General features: G+C 73.8%; 19 protein-coding genes. 10 read left to right on the top strand and 9 right to left on the bottom strand.

Annotated features, from left to right (window positions below; all coding sequences use genetic code 11):
• Positions 1 to 155 precede the first annotated feature (155 nt).
• From AB0J08_RS32195 to AB0J08_RS32175, 5 genes are read right to left on the bottom strand one after another with little or no spacing between them, the layout of a single operon-like run.
• Complete coding sequence (locus AB0J08_RS32195; protein WP_360641387.1) at positions 156 to 1,466, bottom strand: DUF58 domain-containing protein; 1,311 nt, start codon at positions 1,464 to 1,466, stop codon at positions 156 to 158.
• A 37-nt stretch (positions 1,467 to 1,503) separates the two neighbouring features.
• Positions 1,504 to 2,487: a MoxR family ATPase gene (locus AB0J08_RS32190; protein ID WP_360641391.1), complete on the bottom strand. Its 984-nt coding sequence runs from the start codon at positions 2,485 to 2,487 to the stop codon at positions 1,504 to 1,506.
• 29 nt (positions 2,488 to 2,516) lie between these two features.
• Positions 2,517 to 3,812, bottom strand: a complete 1,296-nt coding sequence (locus AB0J08_RS32185; RefSeq protein WP_360641386.1) for a DUF4350 domain-containing protein — start codon at positions 3,810 to 3,812, stop codon at positions 2,517 to 2,519.
• Positions 3,809 to 4,480: a DUF4129 domain-containing protein gene (locus tag AB0J08_RS32180; RefSeq protein ID WP_360641385.1), complete on the bottom strand. Its 672-nt coding sequence runs from the start codon at positions 4,478 to 4,480 to the stop codon at positions 3,809 to 3,811. The genes AB0J08_RS32185 and AB0J08_RS32180 overlap by 4 nt, the downstream gene beginning before the upstream one ends.
• Before the next feature lie 5 nt (positions 4,481 to 4,485).
• Complete coding sequence (locus AB0J08_RS32175; RefSeq protein ID WP_360641384.1) at positions 4,486 to 5,673, bottom strand: hypothetical protein; 1,188 nt, start codon at positions 5,671 to 5,673, stop codon at positions 4,486 to 4,488.
• 309 nt (positions 5,674 to 5,982) lie between these two features.
• Here AB0J08_RS32175 and mtrA point away from each other — a divergent pair, with 309 nt between their 5' ends.
• The 3 genes from mtrA to AB0J08_RS32160 all read left to right on the top strand — a co-directional run bounded on the left by mtrA (position 5,983) and on the right by AB0J08_RS32160 (position 10,670).
• Entirely contained in the window at positions 5,983 to 6,660 is a 678-nt protein-coding gene (gene mtrA / locus AB0J08_RS32170; protein ID WP_030061806.1) for an MtrAB system response regulator MtrA, read from the top strand.
• A gap of 115 nt (positions 6,661 to 6,775) precedes the next feature.
• Positions 6,776 to 8,812 (top strand): MtrAB system histidine kinase MtrB, encoded by a 2,037-nt coding sequence (gene mtrB / locus AB0J08_RS32165; RefSeq protein WP_360641390.1) that lies wholly within the window; start codon positions 6,776 to 6,778, stop codon positions 8,810 to 8,812.
• A complete protein-coding gene (locus tag AB0J08_RS32160) occupies positions 8,790 to 10,670 on the top strand; it encodes an LpqB family beta-propeller domain-containing protein (protein WP_360641383.1) in 1,881 nt (626 codons plus the stop codon). Before mtrB ends, AB0J08_RS32160 begins: the two co-directional genes overlap by 23 nt.
• Positions 10,671 to 10,743: 73 nt before the next feature.
• On the opposite strand, the gene AB0J08_RS32155 is transcribed toward AB0J08_RS32160, so the two are convergent.
• Positions 10,744 to 11,514 carry a ComF family protein gene (locus AB0J08_RS32155; protein ID WP_360641382.1) on the bottom strand — a complete coding sequence of 257 codons (771 nt, stop codon included), beginning with the start codon at positions 11,512 to 11,514 and terminating at the stop codon, positions 10,744 to 10,746.
• A 368-nt stretch (positions 11,515 to 11,882) separates the two neighbouring features.
• On the opposite strand from AB0J08_RS32155, the gene raiA reads away from it, so the two are divergent.
• Both raiA and AB0J08_RS32145 read left to right on the top strand, forming a co-directional pair.
• Entirely contained in the window at positions 11,883 to 12,575 is a 693-nt protein-coding gene (gene raiA, locus AB0J08_RS32150) for a ribosome-associated translation inhibitor RaiA (protein WP_360641381.1), read from the top strand.
• A 226-nt stretch (positions 12,576 to 12,801) separates the two neighbouring features.
• Positions 12,802 to 13,560, top strand: coding sequence for a response regulator transcription factor (locus AB0J08_RS32145; RefSeq protein ID WP_360641380.1), 759 nt, complete (start codon positions 12,802 to 12,804; stop codon positions 13,558 to 13,560).
• A 24-nt stretch (positions 13,561 to 13,584) separates the two neighbouring features.
• On the opposite strand, the gene AB0J08_RS32140 is transcribed toward AB0J08_RS32145, so the two are convergent.
• Positions 13,585 to 14,766 (bottom strand): crosslink repair DNA glycosylase YcaQ family protein, encoded by a 1,182-nt coding sequence (locus tag AB0J08_RS32140; RefSeq protein WP_360641379.1) that lies wholly within the window; start codon positions 14,764 to 14,766, stop codon positions 13,585 to 13,587.
• Positions 14,763 to 15,290: a GNAT family N-acetyltransferase gene (locus tag AB0J08_RS32135; protein ID WP_360641378.1), complete on the bottom strand. Its 528-nt coding sequence runs from the start codon at positions 15,288 to 15,290 to the stop codon at positions 14,763 to 14,765. The genes AB0J08_RS32140 and AB0J08_RS32135 overlap by 4 nt, the downstream gene beginning before the upstream one ends.
• A gap of 250 nt (positions 15,291 to 15,540) precedes the next feature.
• Here AB0J08_RS32135 and secA point away from each other — a divergent pair, with 250 nt between their 5' ends.
• Complete coding sequence (gene secA / locus AB0J08_RS32130) at positions 15,541 to 18,303, top strand: preprotein translocase subunit SecA (RefSeq protein ID WP_360641377.1); 2,763 nt, start codon at positions 15,541 to 15,543, stop codon at positions 18,301 to 18,303.
• A 302-nt stretch (positions 18,304 to 18,605) separates the two neighbouring features.
• Here secA and AB0J08_RS32125 read toward each other — a convergent pair whose 3' ends face one another.
• Positions 18,606 to 19,142 (bottom strand): Rv3235 family protein, encoded by a 537-nt coding sequence (locus AB0J08_RS32125; RefSeq protein WP_360641376.1) that lies wholly within the window; start codon positions 19,140 to 19,142, stop codon positions 18,606 to 18,608.
• Between the two features lie 347 nt (positions 19,143 to 19,489).
• On the opposite strand from AB0J08_RS32125, the gene AB0J08_RS32120 reads away from it, so the two are divergent.
• The 4 genes from AB0J08_RS32120 (at position 19,490) to pruA (ending at position 23,740) form a co-directional block, all read left to right on the top strand.
• Positions 19,490 to 20,551, top strand: coding sequence for a patatin-like phospholipase family protein (locus AB0J08_RS32120; RefSeq protein WP_360641375.1), 1,062 nt, complete (start codon positions 19,490 to 19,492; stop codon positions 20,549 to 20,551).
• Between the two features lie 119 nt (positions 20,552 to 20,670).
• Positions 20,671 to 21,180, top strand: a complete 510-nt coding sequence (locus AB0J08_RS32115; RefSeq protein ID WP_360641374.1) for a hypothetical protein — start codon at positions 20,671 to 20,673, stop codon at positions 21,178 to 21,180.
• A 111-nt stretch (positions 21,181 to 21,291) separates the two neighbouring features.
• On the top strand, positions 21,292 to 21,948 hold the full coding sequence (locus AB0J08_RS32110) for an HAD family hydrolase (RefSeq protein ID WP_360641373.1): 657 nt from the start codon (positions 21,292 to 21,294) through the stop codon (positions 21,946 to 21,948).
• 166 nt (positions 21,949 to 22,114) lie between these two features.
• Positions 22,115 to 23,740: an L-glutamate gamma-semialdehyde dehydrogenase gene (pruA, locus tag AB0J08_RS32105; protein WP_360641389.1), complete on the top strand. Its 1,626-nt coding sequence runs from the start codon at positions 22,115 to 22,117 to the stop codon at positions 23,738 to 23,740.
• Positions 23,741 to 23,777 lie beyond the last annotated feature (37 nt).

The raw sequence follows: 23,777 nt of genomic DNA, 5'->3' as shown, positions 1-23,777 counted from the left end.
CCACTCCAGCCGCCGGCGCAGCCAGCCGAACCGGTCGGGGGAGTCCACCGCGGGCGCCGCCTCGGCCCTGCTACGGACGTCCGTAGCAGGGCTCAGTCGTACGGCCCCGACAGCGCGCGGAGCATCTGTGGGGCCCTCAGCGGGCCCCGGTGGTCTCAGAGGCGGCCGGCGGCCTTGAGTGCGAGGTAGGCGTCGGCGAGGGCCGGGGCCACCGCGGTCGGCGGGGCGTCGAGCACGGTCACGCCGTGGCGGGTGAGCCGGTCCGCGGTGAGTCGGCGGTCGGCGCGGGTCTGCTCGGCGGCGGCCGCGCCGTACACGGCTTCGACGGTGCCGCGGGCGGTGGCCAGCTCGTCCAGGTGCGGGTCGGAAACGGAGGCCAGGACGACTTCGTGGCGCTTGGTCAGGAGCGGGAGCAGCGGCAGCAGGCCGTCCTCGACGGGGGCCGCGTCGAGCCCCGTGAGCAGGACGATCAGGGAGCGGTGCGGCGCCATCTTGAGCGCGGTGGCGACCAGCGAGCGCATGTCGGTCTCGTAGAGGGCGGGCTCCAGGCCGGCCATTGCGTTGGTGAAGGCCGGCAGGATCTCGCTGGGTGAGCGGCCGGCCACCGAGACGCGCTTGCGCAGGTCGTGGGCGAGTAGGTCGACCCGGTCGCCCGCCCTGGTGGCGAGCGCGGTGAGCAGCAGCGCGGCGTCGAGCGAGGCGTCCAGACGGGGGGCGTCGCCGACCCGGCCGGCGGAGGTGCGGCCGGTGTCGAGGAGGATCAGGATGTGCCGGTCCCGCTCGGGCCGCCAGGTGCGGACGGCGACGGTGTTGCGGCGGGCGCTGGCGCGCCAGTCGATGGAGCGGATGTCGTCGCCGGGCAGGTACTCGCGCAGGGAGTCGAACTCGGTGCCCTGGCCCCGGGTCAGGACGGAGGTGCGGCCGTCGAGTTCGCGCAGCCGGGCGAGCCGGGACGGCAGGTGCTTGCGGCTGTTGAACGGGGGCAGGGCGCGGACCGTCCAGGGGACGAGGTGCGAGCCCTGGCGTCCGGCCAGGCCCAGCGGGCCCAGGGAACGGATCGTCACCTTGTGGGCGTGGTGGTCGCCGCGCCGGGTCGGGGTGAGCACGGTGGTGGTCCGGCGCCGCTCGCCGCCGGGGATGCGCAGGCTGTGCCGGGACGCGGCGATCTCGGTGCCGGGCCGCCAGGCGGACGGCGCCCAGGCGTCGCGGACGCGGCCTCTGAGCGGGCGGCCGGACGGGTTGGTGAGGGTCAGTTCGACGGACGCGGGCTCGCCGAGCCGGACGGTGGTGTCGCCGCCCCGGGTGATCCGCAGGCTGCGGACGGGGGCGGCGAGCACCAGGTCGACGACGACCGCGAGCAGGACCGTGCCCGTGACGGCGGCGATCCCGCTCCAGGACGGCAGGAGCAGGCCCACGACGAGCGCGCCGAGTGCGGCGAGCAGGGCGGTTCGCCCGGTGAGGGCCATGCGGTGCGCTCCTTCGTGAACAGGGCGGGGCGGGCGGTCAGCGGGGGGCGGGCGTCTGGGCCAGGACGGCCTGGATGACGGAGTCGGCGGTGACGCCCTCCATCTCGGCCTCGGCGCGCAGCGCGACGCGGTGCCGCAGGGTCGGCAGGGCGAGGGCCTTGACGTCGTCGGGGGTGACGTAGTCGCGGCCGGCCAGCCAGGCCCAGGCGCGGGAGGCGCCGAGCAGGGCGGTGGCACCACGTGGGGAGACGCCGATGGAGAGCGACGGGGACTGCCGGGTGGCCCGGCAGAGGTCGACGATGTAGGCGAGCACCTCGGGCGCGACGGTGAGCTCGGCGATCTGCGCGCGGGCGGCGGCGATGTGCTCGGGGCCGGCGACCGGGCGGACACCCGCCGCGGCGAGGTTGCGCGGGTCGAAGCCGGAGGCGTGCCGGGCGAGGACCTGGAACTCCTGGTCGCGGTCGGGCAGCGGCAGGATCAGCTTGAGCAGGAAGCGGTCGAGCTGGGCCTCGGGCAGCGGGTAGGTGCCCTCGTACTCGACCGGGTTCTGGGTGGCGGCGACCAGGAACGGGGCGGGCAGCGCGCGGGGCTCGCCGTCGACGGTGACCTGGTGCTCCTCCATGGCCTCCAGCAGGGCGGCCTGGGTCTTCGGCGGCGTGCGGTTGATCTCGTCGGCGAGCAGCAGGTTGGTGAAGACCGGGCCGGGCTGGAAGGAGAACTCGGCGGTGCGGGCGTCGTAGACGAGGGAGCCGGTGACATCGCCGGGCATCAGGTCGGGAGTGAACTGGATCCGCTTGGTGTCCAGGCTGAGCGCGGTGGAGAGGGTGCGGATCAGCAGGGTCTTGGCGACGCCGGGCACGCCCTCCAGCAGGACGTGGCCGCCGCAGAGCAGGGCGACGACCAGGCCGGTGACGGCGGCGTCCTGGCCGACCACGGCCTTGGCGATCTCGGCGCGCAGGGCGGTGAGCGCCTGGCGCGGGTCGTCGGTGGTCCCGGGGGTGGCGGTCGCCGTGCCGGGGATGGAGACGGGGGTGGCGGTGGCCTGCTCGGTCACGGCTTCCGTACCTGCCTTTCGAGGGTGTCGAGGTCGTCGGCGAGCCGCAGCAGCGCGGCGTCGTCGGCCGGGGGCGGGCCGTACAGGAGGGCCCGTACGTCCCCGGCGGGTCGGTCGGGGAGGCGGTCGGCGACGGCCGCGCAGAGCGCGGTGGGGTCGGGTGCGCCGGCGGCGGTGGGTGGGACGCCCAGGGTGGGCGCGAGGCGGTGGGCGGCGGCGCGGCGCAGGGCGTCGGCGGCGCGGCCGCGGGCCTTGGCGCGGCGGTAGAGGCGGGCGCGGCCCTCGGTGGTCTCGGCGGCGCGGACCACGACGGGCAGGTTCTCGCTGATGACCGGGCCGAGCCGACGGGCGCGCCAGAGCGCGGTGAGCAGCGTGGCGATGCCGAGCTGGTACGCGGCCCAGCGCCAGCCGTCGGGGATGAAGTCGGTGAACTGCTTGTCGCCGCCGCCGTCGCGGACCGGCGCGGTGTAGTCGGGAAGGTGCCAGGTGAGATGCGGCTGCGAGCCGAGCAGGCCGAGCGCCAGGGAGGCGTTGCCGTCCTTCTTCATCAGCTCGTTGCTGAGGAAGTCGCCGCTGCCGAGGACGACGACCTCGCTGCCCTTGCCGGTCGGCACGACGACCAGCGGGTAGCCGTGGCCGCGCGGGTAGCAGCCCTCGCCGCGGCTGCCGGTGGTGTAGAGCAGGCCGCCGAGGTGGGCGGTGCCGGCCCGGACGGCCTCGGTGAGCGCGCACTGGGCGGGGGTGCTGCGGACGGCGACGTAGGGGGCGCCGCCGCCCTCCTCGGAGGGGCGGACACCCGGGGCGAGGGCGCTGAGCGCCGCGGGACCGGGGGAGATCAGGACCAGTCGGCCGTGCCGGGCGGCGGCGAGGGCGCGCAACTGGTCGGCGCCGAGCAGGTCGGGCTCGGGGACGACGAGGGTGTCGTTGCCGCCGGCGCGGGTGGGGAGGTCGGCGGTGACGTCGACCTGGAGGCCCTCGCGCTGGAGCAGCGCGACGACGGCGTGGGAGCCGGAGGCGTCGTAGGAGCGCGGGTCGAGCGGGGGGTAGCGGCGCTCCTGGTTGAGGCCGGCCAGGACGGCGGAGGCGAGCAGCAGCAGTGCGGCGGTCAGCAGGTACCAGCGCGAGCGGTGCCAGAGGCCGCGGCCGGTGGGTGCGAGGCTGCTGGTGCCGACGGTGCGGCCGGCCGCGGGACCGGGAGCGGTCTGCGCCGGTGCGTCGGGTGTGAGCGGTACCGAGGGCGCGGGCCCGCCGGGTGCCGGCGGTGCGGCCGGGCCGGGGGTGGTGCTGGTCATGCCGTTCCTCCCGCGGCCGCGGCGAACGCCGGGCGGGCGCGTTCCAGGGCCTGGTCGAGGTCGCGCAGCAGCTGGTACGCGGCCCGGTCGGCGGCGCGGTCGCCGTAGGCGATGTCGTCGAAGATGCGGGCCGCCGCGGTGAGGGCGGCGGCGTGCGCGGGCAGGGCCCGGCCGGCTTCGGCGGCGGCCTCGTCGGCGGTGCGGCCGGGGCGGGTGTCGAGCAGGGTGCGTTCCTCCAGGGCCCGGACGACGGCGCGCATCTGCTCGCGGACGGCCTCGGACCACTGGCCGGCCGCGGCGTGCCGCTCGGCGTCGGCCCGGTACTGGTCGGCGCTGCGCGGTCCGGCGCCGCCGAAGACGTCGAGCACGGTGCGGGCGGCCCGCTTCGGTGCGCCGAAGCGCCACCAGAGGGCGGCGGCGATCAGGACGGCGACCACCAGGAAGAGGATCAGGCCGGTGGTGCCGCTGGTGCCGTCGCCGGCGATGGTGGCGAGCGCGTCGTCGATCCGGTCCATGACCCAGTCGTAGACCCGCTGCTGGAGGCTCGGGTCGTGCCGGTGGTAGTCCGCGTTGAGCAACTCGTCGCGGGCGGCGTCGCGGGCCGGGTCACGTGGCACGGTGACCGGAGCGCCGCTCGCCGCCAGCGCTTTCTCCCCCCAGTTCGGCATCCGGTTCAGAGCCTCGCCGGGTTCTGGCCGGTCTGGTCGCCCCAGCCGGTGCCGCCGTACTCGGGCAGACCCGCGGCGCGGGCGAGCTCGATGTCCAGGGCCTCGCGCCGGATCCGCTGGTCGACGTAGAGCAGCACGCCGATGGTGGCGGTGAACGGGATGGTGATGGTGGAGGCGATCACGCCGGCGACCGCCGTGCTGATCAGCACGGCGGTCGGCAGGGTGGCCGGGTCACCGGCGTCGACCTGGCCGACGATGTCGTCGAAGCCGAGGACCAGGCCGACGATCGTGAACGGCACGCTGATGATCCCGGCGACGATGCCGGCCAGCACCTGGCTGAGGAGGTTGATGCCGAACAGCCGCCACCAGGAGCCGCGGACCAGCCGGCGCGAGCGGGAGAGCGCCGTGATGACGCCCTGCTTCTCCAGCATCAAGGCGGGGGCGGCCAGGCTGAGCTGGATCCAGATCCAGATCGCGACCGGGATGCTGAGCAGGCCGACGACGAAGAGCAAGGCCGCGATGGCGGGTTCGTCCGCGCCGGCCAGCAGGTAGCCGATCATCGGGGCGAAGCCGAGCAGCACCACGCCGGCGCCGATCAGGCCGGTCAGCAGGGTGAGGCCGGTCAGCTGGAGCATCCGGGGGCGTGCGCCCCGCCAGGCGTCCCGGACGGTGGCGGACTGCCCGAGGATGGCGCGGCTGACCACCATGGTCAGCAGGGCGGCGGCGACGACGCTGAGCAGCATGGTCACCGGCAGGCTCACCAGGGCCGAGAGCACCGGGGTGAGGTCGCCGGTGTCGCCCTTCACGGCCAGCTGGGTGCCGGTGACGGCGGCCTGCTCGATGACGGCGACGCCGAGCGAAAGGCCGAGCGTGGTGCGCCAGTGCTTGCGGATGGTGGAGACGGCTCCGTCGAGGATCTCGCCGAGGCCGAGCGGGCGCAGCGGGATGACGCCGGGCTTGGGGCTGGTCGGCACGCCCCAGCCGTACTGGCCGTGCGGCCCCTGGCCGCCGTACGCGGGGCCGCCCTGTTGGGGGCCGCCGTAGCCGGGGCCCCAGGCGGGGGGCGCGGCGGGTGCTGCATGGGGTGGTACCGACTGCCCGGGCACGGCGGCGGACGTGTCGGCCGGGGGCCGGGTGTCGTCGCGGGGCGGCTCGGACGAGCTGGGCGAGGCCCAGCCCGGAGTGTCGGTCATCACTGCTCCTCGGAGGGGCGTCAGGGTTCGCGGGGCCGGGTGGATCTTCACCCGCGCGCAGCGCCCATCGTGCCATGGTGGCCGGACGGCCCCCAGGGGTATCCGGTTGCTGAACGGCAACAGGAGCCCGCGGGGCGGTCAGCGCGTCGCCCGGAGGTGGCCCGCAGGTGGCCCGAGCGGTGCCCGGGGCGGTTCGGTCCAGATCATTCGTCCGGTATGGCCTGAATTCGCCGGGTTGTCACTTGGCCGTTCTGGCGCATTGGGACTGCTGTGCGGCAGGTCACAATCCGGTAATGAGAAGATGGACGCATGAAGGGACGCGTCCTCGTCGTTGATGACGACTCCGCACTGGCCGAGATGCTCGGCATTGTGCTGCGTGGTGAGGGTTTTGAGCCGTTTTTCGTCGCGGATGGGGACAAGGCACTAGCCGCGTTCCGGGAGACCAAGCCCGATCTGGTCCTGCTGGACCTGATGCTGCCCGGACGGGACGGTATCGACGTCTGCCGGCAGATCCGGGCCGAGTCCGGCATCCCGATCGTCATGCTGACCGCGAAGACCGACACGGTCGACGTCGTGGTGGGCCTGGAGTCGGGGGCCGATGACTATGTCACCAAGCCGTTCAAGCCCAAGGAGCTGGTGGCCCGAGTACGAGCCCGACTGCGCCGCGCCGAGGAGCCGACTCCCGAGCAGCTGACCATCGGCGATCTGGTGATCGACGTGGCCGGCCACTCCGTGAAGCGGGACGGCCGGGGCATCCCGCTGACCCCGCTGGAGTTCGACCTGCTCGTCGCGCTGGCCCGCAAGCCCTGGCAGGTGTTCACCCGGGAGGTGTTGCTGGAGCAGGTCTGGGGCTACCGCCACGCGGCGGACACCCGACTGGTGAACGTCCACGTCCAGCGGCTCCGGTCCAAGATCGAGAAGGACCCGGAGCGCCCCGAGATCGTGGTGACCGTTCGTGGCGTCGGCTACAAGGCCGGGCCCAGCTGACGTGACGTACCAGGCTGACGACACCCCGTCGGAGTCCGCGACGGACGGGGGCTCCGCGGTGCGCGGGGACGTGCTGAGTTCCACCACGCGGAGCCGCCACCGACGCGGGCCCGCCGTGCTGCTCACGCCCGTGATCCGTCAGCTGCGCCGGCCCCTGCGCCGGGTGGCGGCGCTGTACCACCGCTCCATCCAGCTGCGGGTGGTCGCGGCCACCCTGATGCTCTCCGTCGTGGTGGTGCTGGTGCTGGGCGTGGTGGTGGTGGCCCAGGTGCGCAACGGGCTGCTGGAGACCAAGCAGGACTCGGCGCGCAGCCAGGCCCGGGCCGGCTTCCAGACCGAGCTGAAGAAGATCGACGAGGCGAAGGACCTGCGGCTCAAGGTCGGCGCGGCCGCCGACCAGACCGTCGAGGACACCGGCACCTGGCTGCTCGGGCAGGTCGGCGACCTCGCGGCCAGCGGGCAGAACGTCTACTCGGTGATCGCCATGGTGCGCGACGGCAAGGCCGTCCTGCCGGAGACCGCCGGCCTCGGGCCGCGCTACACCGGTGACATCTCGCCGATCAGCATCCCCGACACCCTGCGGGCCAAGGTCTCGGCGGAGCCCGGCCAGATCTTCGACCAGCCGACGCTGATCCACCGGTCCGTCGACAGCGGCGGACACACCGAGCCCGGCCTGGCCATCGGCATGCAGTTCACCGGCCCCAACGGCATCTCCTACGAGCTGTACTACGTCTTCTCGTTCGGCCAGGAGACCGACACCCTCGGCCTGGTCACCGGGACGCTCGCCACCGCCGGCGTCTTCGTGGTGATCCTGATGGGCGGGATCGCCTGGTTGGTCGTGCGCCAGGTGGTCACCCCGGTCCGGATGGCCGCCGGGATCTCGGAGCGGCTGGCCGCAGGGCACCTGGAAGAGCGGATGAAGGTCACCGGGACGGACGACATCGCCCGCCTCGGCGAGTCCTTCAACCGGATGGCCAACGCGCTGCAGGCACAGATCCGCCAGCTGGAGGAGCTGTCCCGGGTGCAGCGGCGGTTCGTCTCGGACGTCTCGCACGAGCTGCGCACTCCGCTGACCACCGTCCGGATGGCCGCGGACCTGATCTACGACAGCCGCGAGGACCTGGACCCGATGGCGGCCCGCTCGGCCGAGCTGCTCCAGGGTCAGCTGGACCGCTTCGAGTCGCTGCTCGCCGACCTCCTGGAGATCAGCCGGTTCGACGCCGGCGCCGCGATCCTGGACGCCGAGCCGGTCGACCTGCGCGAGATCGTGACCCGGGTGGTGGAGGCCGCCGACCCGCTGGCCCAGGCCAAGGGCAGCGCCGTGGTGATCCGCGGCGACGGCGAGCCGGTGCTGGCGGAGGTCGACTCCCGCCGGATCGAGCGCATCCTGCGCAACCTCGTGGTCAACGCGCTGGAGCACGGCGAGGGCCGGGACGTCGTGGTCCGGCTGGGCTCGGCGGACGGCGCCGTCGCGGTCGGCGTGCGCGACTACGGCATCGGACTCAAGCCCGGTGAGGCGTCCCGGGTCTTCCACCGCTTCTGGCGGGCCGACCCGTCCCGCGTGCGGACCACCGGCGGTACCGGCCTGGGCCTGTCCATCGCGGTCGAGGACGCGCACCTGCACGGCGGCTGGCTGCAGGCCTGGGGCGAACCCGGCGGCGGCTCGCACTTCCGGCTCACCCTGCCGCGCACCCGCGGCGGCGAGATCAGCCGGGCACCGTTCCGGCTGGAGCCGGAGGACTCGCGCAACAACCGGGGCCTCGGCTCCAACGGGGTGCCCTACCGGCGGGCGATCCGTCCGGGCGGCGCCACCGCGCTGACCGCCGCCGAGGAGGCGGCCGTCCCGGAGACCCCGGAGGGCTCCGGCGACAGCGGGTTCGGCAGCGGCCTCGGTGGTGTGCTGAGCATCGGCCCGGGGCTGGGCGCCCGCCGGCTGCCCGAGGGGCCGCGGACCGACCCCTCGGACGTACGGGCCGTGGGCGCCGGGTACGGTGCCACCGGAGCCCAGGTCATGGTGGACCCGACGCCCGGCTGGCCCTCGGTGGCCCAGCGGACGGCGGAACCGGGTGCGGCGGGGACGGCGGAGGCCGTGCACGGCACGGCCGGGACGGACACGGAGGGGTCGCAGCGTGCGAAGGACCAGCAGGACTGAGCCGCGGCTGGCCGCGGTGGCCGGCGTGGTGCTGGGCACCCTGCTGGCCGGCGGCTGCGCGGCGATGCCGGACTCCGGCGGCGTCGGCAAGGTCGAGCTGGCACAGGACGCGGTGGACAAGAACCTGCAGGTGAGGGTCTTTCCGATGGCGCCCCCGAAGGGCGCCAAGCCGCGCGATCTGCTGGCCGGCTTCCTGGACGCCGTCACCGCGGACGAGAGCTACGACACCGCCCGGATGTACCTCACGGACGAGGCGGCGGCGAAGTGGAAGCCCGACGCGCGCATCCAGGTGCTCTCCGCCACCCCCTCGCTGGCCACCCAGACCGTGGCCGAGGCCGACACCTCGTTCGCGGCCCCGGTGTCCGGCAAGGTCGTCGCCGAGGTGGACGCCAAGCACTCGTACACCTTCCTGGACGGGCAGAAGGACGTGGACTTCCAGTTCTCGTTCGTCCGGGACAAGAAGAGCGGCGAGTGGCGGATCGACGCGCTGCCCGACGGCGTGCTCATGAACGAGACCAACTTCCGTCTCAGCTACCGCCAGGTCGACCGCTTCTTCTACGCGGCCGACGACCCGTCCGCGCCCGGGGGCTCGGCCGTCGGCAGCCCGGAGGTCCTGATCGCCGACCCGATCTACCTGCGGCGCCGAATAGACCCGGTGACCTCGGCCGCCAAGGCCGTGGTCGCCGGTCCGTCCGACTGGCTGGCGCCGGTGGCCCGGACCGCCTTCCCGCCCGGCACCGCCGTCGAGCGGGTGAGCCTCGACGAGGCCCGCACCGCCCACGTGGTGCTCGCCGGCGTGGACCTCGGCGGCGCGATCCTCTGCAAGCGGATGGCCGCCCAGCTCTTCTACACCCTCGCCGACCAGGGCAAGGGGCAGGTGGAGAAGCTGGACCTGAAGGGCCCCCGCAACACCGGCTGCCAGGCGACCCGCGGCGACCTGTCCAGGACCGGCCCCGGCGCGCTGGCCGGAGCGGCCTCCCAGAAGCAGTTCTTCCAGCGGGCCGACAACGGCGTCCTGGTGGAGGCCCAGGAGACGGGTGACGGCACCGCGGTGCGCGGCCCGCTCGGCAAGCCGCAGCCGACCGGCAAGGAGCCGCTCGGCACGATCGCGGTCGCGCGCGACGGCGAGCGGGCCGCGGCGATCGGCGGAAAGGGCCACCTGCTCTACACGGTGTCGCTGTCGGACGGCGCGCAGACCATGCCCGAGCCGGTACTCACCACCCCGGTCCGGTCGGGCCAGAAGGACGAGGACGGCCTGACCTCGCCCAGCTGGGACGGCCACGGCGACCTCTGGCTGGTGGACCGCGATCCGCAGAACCGCCGGGTGGTGATGGTGCGCGGCAACCTGCCCCCGGTCACGGTGCCGGTCGACGGTCCCGACGGGCAGGCCCTGCAGGACCTCAAGATCTCCTCGGACGGCGTCCGGATCGCCCTGGTGTTCAGGGACCAGCGCGGGGCGCAGTCGCTCTGGCTCGGTCTGGTGGAGCACGGCGGCACCAAGGACGTGCCCACCGCGCGGATCACCGGGCTGCGCCGCGTCGCCCCGGCGGTCACCGAGGTCTCCTCGGTGTCCTGGGCGGAGGCCGACCAGCTGCTGGTGCTGGGCAAGGAGAAGGGCCGCCTGCAGCAGCTGCACTACATCAGCACGGACGGCTCGCAGAGCAGTGAGGCCCCGTCCCAGGGCGGTGAGGGGATGGCCTCGGCGGAGGCGGCGGAGTCGCGTGCCGACACCATGGACCAGGCCCCGCCGGTGCTCGCCCGGCAGGCCGCCGACGGGAAGATCTACCGGCTGGTCAACAGCCAGTGGCGGGAGCTCGTCCTGAACTTCCGGGCGTCCTCCTTCCTCTATCCGGGCTGAGCCGGCCGGTATCCGGGCTGAGCCGGCCGGCCCGCGGGCCGTGGCCCGAGCGGGGCCGACCATCGGGGCGGGCCTACCAGGGGCGCGTCCCTCCGGAGCGGTGGCCGGCCGGACCGGCGGGCCGGTGCGGGACGGCGGCCGCCACCGTCGCGGCCGCCTTCGGCGGGAGCCCGGCGCGGGCCAGCGCCCGGGCGGCCTCCGCGAGACTGGCGCCGGTGGTCACCAGATCGTCCACCAGGACCGGCTGACGGCCGGTCAGCCTGCAGTGCGCGCGCGGCAGGACGGTGAGCGCGCCGTGCAGGTTGCGCCGCCGCTCGACGGCGCTGAGCCCGGCCTGATCCGCGACCGGCCGGGTGTGCCGCAGCAGGGCGGCGGCCCGGGCGTCCACCCCGGCCCGGCGCAGCGACCGGGCGGCCGCGCCGGCCAGCCGGAGCGTCGGATCGTGCCCGCGGGCCCGGACGGCGGAGCGGGCGGAGGGCATCGGCACCAGCAGCAGCGGTGCCAGCCCGGCCCGCGGCCCGAGCGAGGAGCGCACGGCCCGGGCGAGTGCTTCGCCGAGCGGCCCGGCCAGTCGCAGCGCGCCGCGCTCCTTGTGGGCGAGCAGCAGCTGCCGGACCGGGTCGGCGTACGGAGCGGCGGCGTGCACCCAGGGCAGCGCGGTGGGGCCGGCCCGGGCGGTGGCCAGGGCGTGCCGGCAGGCCGGGCAGAGCTGGGTGCGGTCGGCGCCGCAGCCGGCGCAGCGGGCCGGCAGCAGTACCTCCAGCACCTCCAGCAGCCCGGCCAGTGCGTGGCCGAACGGCCCCTGGGCGGTCTGCGGGCGGGCGGGGAACGGTGTGGGCGGCACGGCTACTCCTGGCGGCGACAGGCACGGAGAGTGAGCAAAGGATGCGCCGTACGGGGGGTGTTGTCCAGGTATTTACCCATGCTTCACTCCTAAGAGGGTAGACAGGGTGCAACAGCTTGGCTGCCAGCCCACGGCATCGGGTCACCCCGTATTCCCGTTTGGGGAGGCGAAAACCCCGTGTGAGGTGTTCGATGAGGCTCCAGGGGGTTTCAACCGTCCCTGGTGGGGAGGAAGTGAGGTGAGGGCCAGTCGTTCCCGTCGCTCGCGGCGGAGGCGGAGGGCTAGCAGTGGATTGGCTGGTCCGGCTGGGTCTCAGCCCGATCCGGTAGCACCCGGATCGGCGTCAGCACGAGGGATCGGAGTTCTGCGTGGACATCGTCGTCAAGGGCCGCAAGACCGAGGTGCCCAAGAGGTTCCGCGAGCACGTGGCCGAGAAGCTGGAGAAGGTCCAGAAGTTCGACGGCAAGGTGATCAGCCTCGACGTCGAGGTGTCCAAGGAGCACAACCCGCGTCAGGCCGACCGGTCCGAGCGGGTGGAGATCACTCTCCGTACCCGCGGTCCGGTGATCCGGGCCGAGGCCGCCGCCGGTGACCCGTACGCGGCGCTCGACCTGGCTTCGGCGAAGCTCGACGCGCAACTGCGCAAGTCCGCAGACCGGCGCCGGGTGCACAAGGGCGGCAACGGCCGCACTCCGATCAGCGTCGCCGAGGCGACCGCGGCCCTGGCCGCGCTGCCCGAGACGACGCAGCCGGAGGGCGAGACCAACGGGGCCGTCCGCAAGACCATGATGGGATCCCTGGAAGTGGAGGGCGAAGGCCCGCTGGTGGTCCGGGAGAAGACCCACCCGGCCGCCCCGATGGCGCTGGACCAGGCGCTCTACGAGATGGAACTGGTCGGCCACGACTTCTACCTGTTCGTGGAGAAGGACAGCGGCCTGCCGAGCGTCGTCTACCGCCGGCACGGTTACAACTACGGCGTCATCCACCTGAAGGCCGACGGATCGGCCGGGCCGGGTGGCGGTGCCGGCGGCGCGATCGGTGGAGCCGACGACGAGGACTGATCGCCCGAGCAGTGTGGGAGTGGTGACCCCGGCGGCCGTTGCCGCCGGGGTCACCGGCGTTCCGGGCCGGTCGCGGGGCCTCGGCGGGCCGGTCCGGCCTGGTCCGGGCAGGTCCGGGCCCCGGGGGGGTCACCCGATGCGGGGGAATCGGCGGCGGAGGGTGACCGGAGGACGTCCGGGGCGTGGAATGATTGGCGGACGACGACCGGCGACGGGGGAGGAGCGGATGGGGGATCACTTCGGGCTGGGGCCCGGTGCGGGGCCGGTCGGGGGGGTGGCGAGGGGGTCGGGGGAGGACCTTGACTACGCCCCGCACCGGAGGGAGCCGATCCGCGTCCTGGTGGTGGACGACCACGCGCTGTTCCGCCGCGGCCTGGAGATCGTGCTCGCCGAGGAGGAGGACATCACGGTCGTCGGCGAGGCGGGGGACGGCGCGGAGGCCGTGCTGAAGGCTGCCGACCTGCTGCCCGACATCATCCTGATGGATGTTCGGATGCCTCGCCGCAGCGGGATCGAGGCCTGCACGGCGATCAAGGACGTGGCGCCCAGCACCAAGATCATCATGCTGACGATAAGCGACGAGGAAGCCGACCTCTACGAGGCGATCAAGGCGGGCGCCACCGGCTACCTGCTCAAGGAGATCTCCACCGACGAGGTCGCCACCGCGATCCGGGCGGTCGCCGACGGTCAGTCGCAGATCAGCCCGTCGATGGCGTCCAAGCTGCTCACCGAGTTCAAGTCGATGATCCAGCGTCGCTCCGACGACCGGGACCTGGTGCCCGCGCCCCGGTTGACCGACCGGGAGTTGGAGGTGCTGAAACTGGTGGCCACCGGGATGAACAACCGGGAGATCGCCAAGGAGCTGTTCATCAGCGAGAACACCGTGAAGAACCACGTGCGCAACATCCTGGAGAAGCTCCAACTGCACTCCCGGATGGAGGCCGTGGTCTACGCGATGCGGGAGAAGATCCTCGAAATAGGGTGACGGGCCCGCGGCCCGCCCGGAGGCTCAGTCGGCCAGCAGCTTCTCCAGCGCCGGGCGCAGGGCCTCGTCGCCGAGGGCCTCCACGCGGACGCCGTCGCAGCCCACCCAGGCGGCCGCCTCGCGCAGGGCGGTGGCCAGCGCCTCGACGTGCCGCGCGGAGTCCAGCGAGACCTGACGTGCCACCAGCGTCCTGTCCTCCCGGGCCGGATCGACCCGGCCCACCAGTCGCCCGCCGGCCAGCAGCGGCATCGCGAAGTAGCCGTGCACCCGCTTGTGCTTGGGGGTGTACGCCTCCAGCCGGTGCGTCATGCCGAAGATCCGCTCGGTGCGCGGGCGGTCCCAGATCAGCGAGTCGAACGGGGAGAGCAGCGTGGTGCGGTGCCGGCCGCGCGGCGCGGTGGCGAGTGCGGCCGGATCGGCCCAGGCCGCGGCGGGGGCGCCGGCCGGGCCCCAGCCCGCGACCTCCACCGGGACCAGGCCGGAGTCGGCGAGCACCGAGTCCAACTGCTCGGCCTTCAGCCGGTGGTAGTCCAGTAGGTCGGCCCGGGTGGCCACGCCGAGCGCGGCCCCGGCCTGCGCGACCAGGGTGCGCAGACAGTCCTCGTCGGACGGCTCCGGCTCGAACAGCTCGGCGGGGACGGCCTGTTCGGCCAGCGCGTAGACCCGCTTCCAGCTCCGGCGCTCGGTGCAGACCACGTCGCCGAAGGCCAGCGCGCGCTCCACCGCGATCTTGGTGTCGGACCAGTCCCACCAGTCGGCCGTCTTCTTGGCGCCGCCCAGCCCGGTCGAGGTGAGCGGCCCCTCGTCGCGCAGCTTGGCCAGCACCGACCGGTAGGTGGCGGCGTCCACCTGCATGCCCCAGACGTGGGCGCGCTCGCGGTAGCGGCGGCGGCGGAACGCGAAGAGCGGCCACTCCTCGATCGGCAGGATGCAGGCCGCGTGCGACCAGTACTCGAAGCTCGCCCCGGCGCCCCAGTAGGCCGCTTCGACAGCGGGCCGGCCGACGGCGCCGAGCCGCGCGTAGGGGACCAGCTCGTGCGAGCGGGCCAGCACCGAGATGGTGTCGAGCTGGACGGCGCCGAGGTGGCGCAGCACCCCGCGCACGCCGCCCCGGCGGTCCGGTGCGCCGAGCAGGCCCTGCGCCCGCAGGGCGATGCGGCGGGCCTCGTCTGCGCCGAGGGTCGTGGCGGGAGTCATGACGGTCATGTCGGCGAGCGTAGAGGGCGGCACCGACAACGCCCCCGTCCCCGGCCGCCGCTGCGGGCGGGGACGGTCGCGGGGGCGGGGCGGCGGGGCCCCTCGTTGCCCACGTAGGCCACCCACTCCAGCCGGCGCAGGCCCAGCTCGGTGAGCCCGTGGCGGGCGACCGCGCGGGCGGCCTCGACGGTGAAGCCGCGGCCGCGGTACTCCCTGGTGGCCCACCAGCCGATCTCGGCGCAACCCGGCCGGCCGGGGGTGCGGACGAGCCCCTGGGTGCCGACCAGGGCCCCGCCGGAGCGCTCGACCACGCACCAGACGAGGGCGTCACCGGTGCGCCGGCCGTTGGTGGCCAGGTCGTTGACGAAGTACTCCGCGTCCTTGCGCAGGTACGGGCTGGGGACGACCGTCCAGCGCTGGATCTCCTCGTCCTGGCAGGCTTCGAAGATCGCGTCCAGGTCGGACTCCTGCGGCGGCCGCAGGAGCAGGCGCTCGGTGACGAGGGTGCCGGGGGGCTCGGGTTGCTCTGCCATGAGCGGATTATTCCGTGCAGAAAGGAAACCGGGCATCCTGATAATCCCCTCGGCCTCCCAACTACCCGGACGGCTGACCGTTTTGCCCCGGTGAACGGTGCTATCGGGCATGTGCCCACAGGGGTGACACGGGAATAGCGTGCTGACGCACCTCCCGGGGCGTTGGACTCCTCGCATACGATGGCCCGTGCGGTGGGGTAAACCCGTCGTGCAGTCGTCCAGTGCCAATACAGGCAAGGAGCCCGCCCAAGTGTCCGTCTTCGACAAGATCCTGCGCGCCGGCGAAGGCAAGATCCTTCGCAAGCTGCAGCGGATTGCTGCCCAGGTCAACTCCATCGAAGAGGACTTCGTCAACCTCACCGACGCCGAGCTGCGCGCGCTGACCGACGAGTACAAGCAGCGGATCGCCGACGGTGAGTCCCTGGACGACATCCTCCCGGAGGCGTTCGCGACCGTTCGCGAGGCCGCCCGGCGAGTGCTCGGCCAGCGGCACTACGACGTCCAGATCATGGGTGGCGCCGCGCTGCACCTCGGCTACGTCGCCGAGATGCGCACCGGTGAGGGCAAGACCCTGGTCGGCACCCTGCCCACGTACCTCAACGCGTTGACCGGCAAGGGCGTGCACCTGATCACCGTCAACGACTACCTCGCCGAGCGCGACTCGGAGTGGATGGGCCGGGTGCACCGCTTCCTCGGCCTCGAAGTCGGCGTGATCCTGGGCAACATGACGCCCGCCGAGCGCAAGCGCCAGTACGCGATGGACATCACGTACGGCACCAACAACGAGTTCGGCTTCGACTACCTGCGCGACAACATGGCCTGGTCGAAGGACGAACTCGTCCAGCGCGGACACAACTTCGCGGTGGTCGACGAGGTCGACTCGATCCTCATCGACGAGGCCCGCACCCCCCTGATCATCTCCGGTCCGGCGGACCAGGCGACCAAGTGGTACGCCGACTTCGCCAAGCTGGTGCAGCGCCTGAAGATCGAGCGCGACTACGAGGTCGACGAGAAGAAGCGCACCGTCGGCGTGCTGGAGGAGGGTGTCACCCGGGTCGAGGACTACCTCGGCATCGACAACCTCTACGAGTCGGTGAACACCCCGCTGGTCGGCTTCCTGAACAACGCCATCAAGGCCAAGGAGCTGTACAAGCGGGACAAGGACTACGTCGTGATGAACGGCGAGGTCATGATCGTCGACGAGCACACCGGCCGCATCCTGGCCGGCCGCCGCTACAACGAGGGCATGCACCAGGCGATCGAGGCCAAGGAGGGGGTGGAGGTCCAGAACGAGAACCAGACGCTGGCCACCATCACCCTGCAGAACTTCTTCCGCCTGTACGACAAGCTCTCCGGCATGACCGGTACCGGCACCACCGAGGCGGCCGAGTTCCACCAGATCTACAAGCTCGGCGTGGTGCCCATCCCGACCAACAGGTCGCCGCTGCGCATCGACCAGCCCGACCTGATCTACAAGTCCGAGCCGGCCAAGTTCGCCGCCGTGGTCGAGGACATCGCCGAGAAGCACGAGAAGGGCCAGCCGGTGCTGGTCGGCACCGTGTCGGTGGAGAAGTCCGAGTACCTGTCGCAGGAGCTGCGCAAGCGCGGCATCCCGCACGAGGTGCTGAACGCCAAGCACCACGAGCGCGAGGCGCAGATCGTCGCGCAGGCGGGCCGCAAGGGCGCCGTGACCGTCGCCACCAACATGGCCGGTCGTGGTACCGACATCATGCTCGGCGGCAACTCCGACCACCTCGCGGCGGCCGAGCTGGCCCAGCGCGGCATCACCCCGGTGGACACCCCGGAGGAGTACGAGGAGGCGTTCCCGGCCGCGCTGGAGAAGGCCAAGGCGTCCGTGAAGGCGGAGCAGGACGAGGTCAAGGAGGCCGGTGGCCTCTACGTCCTCGGCACCGAGCGGCACGAGTCCCGCCGGATCGACAACCAGCTGCGCGGCCGCTCCGGCCGTCAGGGCGACCCGGGCGAGTCCCGCTTCTACCTGTCGCTCGGCGACGACCTGATGCGCCTGTTCAAGGCCGGCATGGTCGAGCGCGTGCTCTCGATGGCCAACGTGCCCGAGGACGTGCCGATCGAGTCCAAGATGGTCACCCGCGCCATCGCCTCGGCGCAGACCCAGGTCGAGCAGCAGAACTTCGAGATCCGCAAGAACGTCCTCAAGTACGACGAGGTGCTGAACCGCCAGCGCGAGGTCATCTACGGCGAGCGCCGTCGCGTGCTGGAGGGCGAGGACCTGCAGGAGCAGGTCGGCCACTTCATGGACGACACCGTCGAGGCGTACGTCAAGGCGGCCACCGGCGAGGGCTTCGAGGACGACTGGGACCTCGAGAAGCTCTGGACCGCGCTGAAGCAGCTCTACCCCGTCACCCTGGACCTGGAGGAGCTGGAGGAGGAGGCCGGCGGCAGCGCCGGGCTCACCCCGGAGTTCCTCACCAAGGTCATCCAGGAGGACATCCAGGCGCAGTACGGCGCCCGCGAGGACCAGCTCGGCGCGGAGATCATGCGCGAGCTGGAGCGCCGGGTCGTCCTCTCGGTGCTGGACCGCCGCTGGCGCGAGCACCTCTACGAGATGGACTACCTCCAGGAGGGCATCGGCCTGCGGGCCATGGCGCAGCGCGACCCGCTGGTCGAGTACCAGCGCGAGGGCTTCGACATGTTCACCGCGATGATGGAGGGCATCAAGGAGGAGTCCGTCGGCTACCTGTTCAACCTGGAGGTCCAGGTCGAGCAGCAGGTCGAGGAGGTGCCGGTCGAGGACGCCGAGGTGCTGCTCGACAAGCTGGAGAAGGACGCCGCCCGCCCGGAGATCAAGGCCAAGGGCCTGGAGGCCCCCAAGCCGCAGCGGCTGCACTACACGGCCCCCTCGGACGAGGTCGGTGGCGGAGTCGTCGAGGGCGACTTCGAGGACCTCGCTGCGGAGGACGAGGGCGACGGGCTGACCCGCGCCGAGCGCCGCAAGGCCGCGAAGTCGGCCAAGGGCCGCCGCCGCAAGAGCTGAGGCGGGGCCGGCCGGCCCGGTCCGCCGCCACGCAGGGCGCCACTCCCGTAGGGGGGTGGCGCCCTGCGCCGTCTCAGCGGTGCCGGCGGCCACCGCGACGGTGGCTCGGGTGACCCCCGTGGCCCAGGCGGCTCCCGGAGCCCGTGCGGCCCCGGTGGCGCCGCTGTGGGCGCCGCCGGGGGCAACCGCCGCGGGGCGGTTGCCGGAGTCCGTCACGGCCCCGCTCGGGAGCCCCGTGGTACCCGCTGCGGCGCCCGGCGGGGTGCCGGCCGGGCGCGGCGCGACGATCGTGCCGGGCGGATTCACCGGGCCTCCACGGCGGTGCACTGCCACTGCCCGGCCTGCCCGCGCAGCTCCAGCCGGAACGCCACCATGTGGTGCCGGCTGCCGAGGTCGACCCGGACGCAGGCCTCGATCGCGTCGGGGGAGGGTGACCTGTCGTGCACCGGCCCGAGCCGGGGCCGGTCGGCGGCGCCGCCGCGCCGCAGGATGCCGATCCGGACGAGCGAAGCGAGCTGGCCGTAGCCGTCCAGGCTGGTGTGGCGCATCAGCTGGCCGGACGGCCGGGCGCCGGTCAGCACCTCGACCAGCTGGTGGGCGAAGCGGGTGCTCAGCCCGGCGTGGAGACCCGGGCCGGCGGGGGCGGCGCAGGCCGTCCGGGGGTGGCGCGGGCGCCGGCCGCCGGGCGGGTGGTGGCCGGCCCGGGCGGTGGCGTGCGGGCGGAGCGGGTGGGCCGCCGACAGGCCGGGGCGGCCGGGTCGGCTGCCGGCCGGCCCGGCGGGCTGCTGGGCGGGCTGGTGGGCGGGGAGCGGAGCGGAGGGGAGCGGGCAGGTGGTCACGGGGCCCTCCCGGGGCGGCTGGTGCGGGTGCGGATGGTCCTTGGTAGCCCGGCGCCGAGCGGGGCGGCAAGCAGGTACGGCCCCGTCGGCGGGCCTGCCCGAGGTCTCACCTATCCGGGTGAACCGACCAGTGCGGCAAGGGCCGGCGGGCTCGCCCGGAGGGCGCCCGGTTGACGTGCGGGGGCCGGTGGGAAGGCCCGAAAGGGGACGGTCCGGGTCACCGGGACGGGTGGCGCGGCCGCCCGGCGCGACGTTGCGCCGTCGGGCCCCCGGCGCGCAGGATCGGATCCGGACCGGGAATCGCGGAGGACGGACGACGCCAGCCCGGACGAGGACAGGCGGTCGGCATGACGACATGGGCAGCGCGGACACGGGCGTCGGCGGCGCCGCCCGCCGACGCCCGGCCCCGGCGGGGACTGGTGCTGGGCGGTGGCGGCATGCTGGGCGCGGCCTGGACGGTCGGCGCGCTCTGCGCCGTCGAGGAGGCGGCCGGCTGGCGGCCGGGCGGCGCCGAGGTGCTGCTCGGGACGTCGGCGGGCGCGATCCTCGCCGCGATGCTGGCCGGCGGCGTCCGTACCGACCAGCTCCGCGACCACCAGCGCGGTCTGCCGATCACGGCCGGGCCGCTGGCCGGGGTGGCCTTCGACTACGAGACGGCGGCCGGCGGTGCGCTGCCCCCGCGTCCGCGGGCCGGCATCGGCTCGCCGGGCCTGCTGCGGGACGCCGTCCGCCATCCGCGCGAGTACCCGCTGCTGACCATGGTGTCGGCGATGGCACCGCACGGCCGCGGCTCGCTGGAGCCGGTCGGCGAGCTGGTGCGCGGCCTGCTGGGCCCGGGCGGCTGGCCGGACGGCTCGCCCCTGCGGGTGGCCGCGGTGGACTACCGCGGCGGTCACCGGGTGGTCTTCGGCGATCCGGACGCGCCGGCCGCCGCGGTCGCCGAGGCGGTGATGGCCTCCTGCGCGATCCCCGGCTGGTTCGCCCCGGTCCGGATGAACGGTTCGGCGTACGTGGACGGCGGCTGCTGGTCGGCGACCAACGTCGACCTGATGCTCGGCCGCGGCCTGGACGAGGTCTACGTGCTCGCTCCGATGGCGCTGCGGCTGCACCCGCGCGGGCGGGCCGAGCCCGGGCGCGGCACCGTGGCGGCGCTGCGCGAGTGGCGCGCCCGGGACCGCCCGCGCGGGGTGCTCGCCCAGTTGGTCGGCCGCTACCGACGCGCGGTGACCCGGCAGCTGCTGCGCGAGACCAGGCTGCTGCGGGCGAGCGGCGTCCGGGTGCACCTGCTCGCGCCGACCCTGGCGGACCTGGCGGTGATGGGCCCGAACATGATGGACCCGGCCCGCCGTGGCGCCGTGCTGGAGAGCGCGCTGCGGACCAGCCGGGCGGCCCTGGACGGCGTGCGGTGACCCGACCCCGGCGCGCGGGGGCGCGGGCGGGCGTGAGCGCGTGATCACGGATGCCGCCCCGGCGCTTATTCTTGGGGCGCTGGAAGCTGTGCCGCTGGACGAACCGGAGAGTGTCACCGATGCGCGTGTACGTGCCCACCACCCTGACCGGCCTGGCAGCGGCGCACCCGGGCGGCGCCCTGGAGCAGTCCGCGGCGTACGCCGTGACCCCCGCGCTGCGCGAGTGGTACGTCAGTGACGACCTGGAGGAACTGGAGTACGCGGCGCTGAACCGGGCCGCGCAGTCCTCGCTGCGGCTGCTGGCCGTCGACCCGGACGCGCCGCGCCGCCGGGTGGTGGTGGCGCTGGACGTCGCGGACTCGGCGGTGCGGCCGTTCCCCGGTGACGAGTACCAGGACCAGGCCTCGCTCGGCCGGGTGGTGCTGGCCGGGCCGGTGCGGCTGGCGAAGGCGGCCGCGGTGCACGCGGACGTGGCCGACCAGGACGTGGTCGCGGACGTCGAGGCGGCGGTCGCGGCCGTCGCGGCGGCCGACGAGGGCGACCAGGACGCCCAGTTCACCGTGGACGGCGCCGAGGACCACGACCTGCTCTGGTTCGCCACCCAGGAGATCCCCGCCCTGCTGGCCTGACCGGGGCCGACGCGCGCCGACGCGCGCCGACGCGCGCCGACGCGCGCCGCCGGGCCGGTCGGGAACCCCCGTCCTACCGGGCTGTCGGTGGCCGGGGTTACCGTTCCCTGCGTGCGCACTCATATCGTCTGGGACTGGAACGGCACGCTCTTCCACGACATGGAGGCGGTGCTCGGCGCGAGCAACGCCGCGTTCGCGACCGTCGGCATCGAGCCGATGTCCATGCAGGAGTACCGCGAGCAGTACGAGATCCCGATTCCCCGCTTCTACCAGCGGCTGCTCGGCCGGATGCCCTCCGAGGCCGAGTGGCTGCGGCTCGACGACGCCTTCCACGTCCGCTACCTGGAGCTGAGCACGGCGTGCGGGCTGACCGCCGGGGTGCTGGACCTGCTGAGCCGCTGGCGCGAGGCCGGGCACAGCCAGTCGCTGCTGTCGATGTACGAGCACCACAAGCTGCTGCCGGTGGTCGAGGGGTTCGGCCTGACCGGCCACTTCCTCCGGGTGGACGGCCGTAGCGGCCCGGCCGGCGGCCCGAAGGCGGAGCACCTGACCAGGCACCTGGCCGCGCTCGGCGCGCAGGTGGACCCGGCCCGCACGGTGCTGATCGGCGACGCCGCGGACGACGCGCTGGCGGCGCTGAGCGCGGGCGCGCACGCGGTGCTGTACACCGGGGGCTCGCACACCCGGGAGAAGCTGGAGCCGGTCGGCGTCCCGGTGGTGGACAGCCTGGCCGAGGCCGTCGAGCTGGCCGGGCGAATAGCGGGCTGAGCCGGGCCCGGGCATCGCCCGCCGCCGGGCGGGGCCGCCGCGCCGGGCCGGGCGGGCGTGGCGCGAACCACGTCCACCGGTGGCGTGTCTGAGCGGGCGAACCGGCCCGCCGCTCGTCAGTCTGGATTGACGCCAGGCCACCACGACGAGCGGAGCCGCCATGCCCATCGACGCAGTCACCCAGGTCCCGACCCCGGGCAACGAGCCGGTGCACGGCTACGCGCCCGGCAGCCCGGAGCGGGCCCGGCTGGTGCGCCGGCTGGACGAGCTGGCGGCCGAGCAGATCCCGCTGCCGATGACCATCGCCGGCGAGCAGCGGTTCGGCGGCGGCGAGCGGATCGACGTCGTCCAGCCGCACCACCACGCGGCCAAGCTCGGCGTGCTCGGGAACGCCACCCGGGAGGACGCCCGGGCCGCGGTGGACGCGGCGCTGGCGGCCGGGCGCGAGTGGCGCGGGCTGTCCTTCGACGACCGGGCGGCGGTCTTCCTGCGCGCCGCCGACCTGCTGGCCGGGCCCTGGCGGGAGACGCTCAACGCGGCCACCATGCTGGGCCAGTCCAAGACGGCCCAGCAGGCCGAGATCGACTCGGCCTGCGAGCTGATCGACTTCTGGCGGTTCAACGTGCGGTTCGGCCGCGAGATCCTGGCCGACCAGCCGGTCTCCTCGGCCGGGGTGTGGAACCGCACCGACCACCGCCCGCTGGAGGGGTTCGTCTACGCGATCACCCCGTTCAACTTCACCGCCATCGCGGGCAACCTGCCGACCGCGCCCGCCCTGATGGGCAACACCGTGGTCTGGAAGCCGGCCCCCACCCAGACCCTCGCCGCGCACTACCTGATGCGCCTGCTGGAGGCGGCCGGCCTGCCGCCCGGGGTGATCAACATGGTGACCGGCGACGGGCAGCAGCTCTCCCAGGTGGCGCTCACCGACCCCGCCCTCGCGGGGCTGCACTTCACGGGCTCCACCGCGACCTTCCAGTCGCTCTGGCAGACCGTGGGCGCCAACATCGGCGGGTACCGGACGCACCCGCGGATCGTCGGCGAGACCGGCGGCAAGGACTTCCTGCTCGCCCACCGCTCGGCCGACCCGGCGGTCCTGAGGACCGCACTGGTCCGCGGGGCCTTCGAGTACCAGGGGCAGAAGTGCTCGGCGCTCTCCCGCGCCTACCTGCCGCGCAGCCTCTGGCAGGCGATCAAGGACGACTTCCTGGCCGAGATGGACGCGCTGGCCGTCGGCGACGTCACCGACCTGTCCAACTTCATGGGCGCGCTGATCGACCGGCGGGCCTTCGAGCGGAACCGCGACGCGATCGAGCGGGCCAAGGGCGACCCGACGGTGGAGCTGGCGGCCGGCGGCCAGTACGACGACGCGATCGGCTGGTTCGTCCGTCCGACCGTGCTGGTCTCCTCCGACCACCGGGGCGAGATCTTCCGCACCGAGTACTTCGGCCCGATCCTGGCCGTCCACGTCTACGAGGACTCCCGCTGGGAGGACGTGCTCGGCCGGGTCGACTCGGGCGCGCCGTACGGCCTCACCGGTGCGGTGATCGCACAGGACCGCTACGCCATCGCGCAGGCGGTGGAGGAGCTGCGCTTCACGGCGGGCAACTTCTACATCAACGACAAGCCGACCGGCGCGGTGGTCGGCCAGCAGCCCTTCGGCGGCGGCCGGGCCTCGGGCACCAACGACAAGGCCGGCGCCGCGCAGAACCTGCTGCGCTGGACCTCGGCCCGGTCGATCAAGGAGACCTTCGTCCCGCCGACCACGTATGTTCACCCGCATATGGGCTGATGGCGAACACGGCGGGTCGGATTGGACAAGGTGTCCA

The organism is Kitasatospora sp. NPDC050463, from assembly GCF_040655255.1.
In the GTDB taxonomy this organism is placed as follows: domain Bacteria; phylum Actinomycetota; class Actinomycetes; order Streptomycetales; family Streptomycetaceae; genus Kitasatospora.
The sequence above is the reverse complement of the archived record's forward strand: the minus strand, read 5'-3'. Positions and strand labels throughout refer to the sequence as shown.

Coding starts and splice junctions, on each gene's coding strand:
- AB0J08_RS32115 (WP_360641374.1), top strand. CDS start 20,671: ATGCGCGTGTACGTGCCCACCACCCTGACCGGCCTGGCAGCGGCGCAC.
- AB0J08_RS32120 (WP_360641375.1), top strand. CDS start 19,490: ATGACGACATGGGCAGCGCGGACACGGGCGTCGGCGGCGCCGCCCGCC.
- AB0J08_RS32140 (WP_360641379.1), bottom strand. CDS start 14,766: ATGACCGTCATGACTCCCGCCACGACCCTCGGCGCAGACGAGGCCCGC.
- AB0J08_RS32185 (WP_360641386.1), bottom strand. CDS start 3,812: ATGACCAGCACCACCCCCGGCCCGGCCGCACCGCCGGCACCCGGCGGG.
- AB0J08_RS32180 (WP_360641385.1), bottom strand. CDS start 4,480: ATGCCGAACTGGGGGGAGAAAGCGCTGGCGGCGAGCGGCGCTCCGGTC.
- AB0J08_RS32135 (WP_360641378.1), bottom strand. CDS start 15,290: ATGGCAGAGCAACCCGAGCCCCCCGGCACCCTCGTCACCGAGCGCCTG.
- AB0J08_RS32195 (WP_360641387.1), bottom strand. CDS start 1,466: ATGGCCCTCACCGGGCGAACCGCCCTGCTCGCCGCACTCGGCGCGCTC.
- AB0J08_RS32175 (WP_360641384.1), bottom strand. CDS start 5,673: ATGACCGACACTCCGGGCTGGGCCTCGCCCAGCTCGTCCGAGCCGCCC.
- mtrA (WP_030061806.1), top strand. CDS start 5,983: ATGAAGGGACGCGTCCTCGTCGTTGATGACGACTCCGCACTGGCCGAG.
- AB0J08_RS32145 (WP_360641380.1), top strand. CDS start 12,802: ATGGGGGATCACTTCGGGCTGGGGCCCGGTGCGGGGCCGGTCGGGGGG.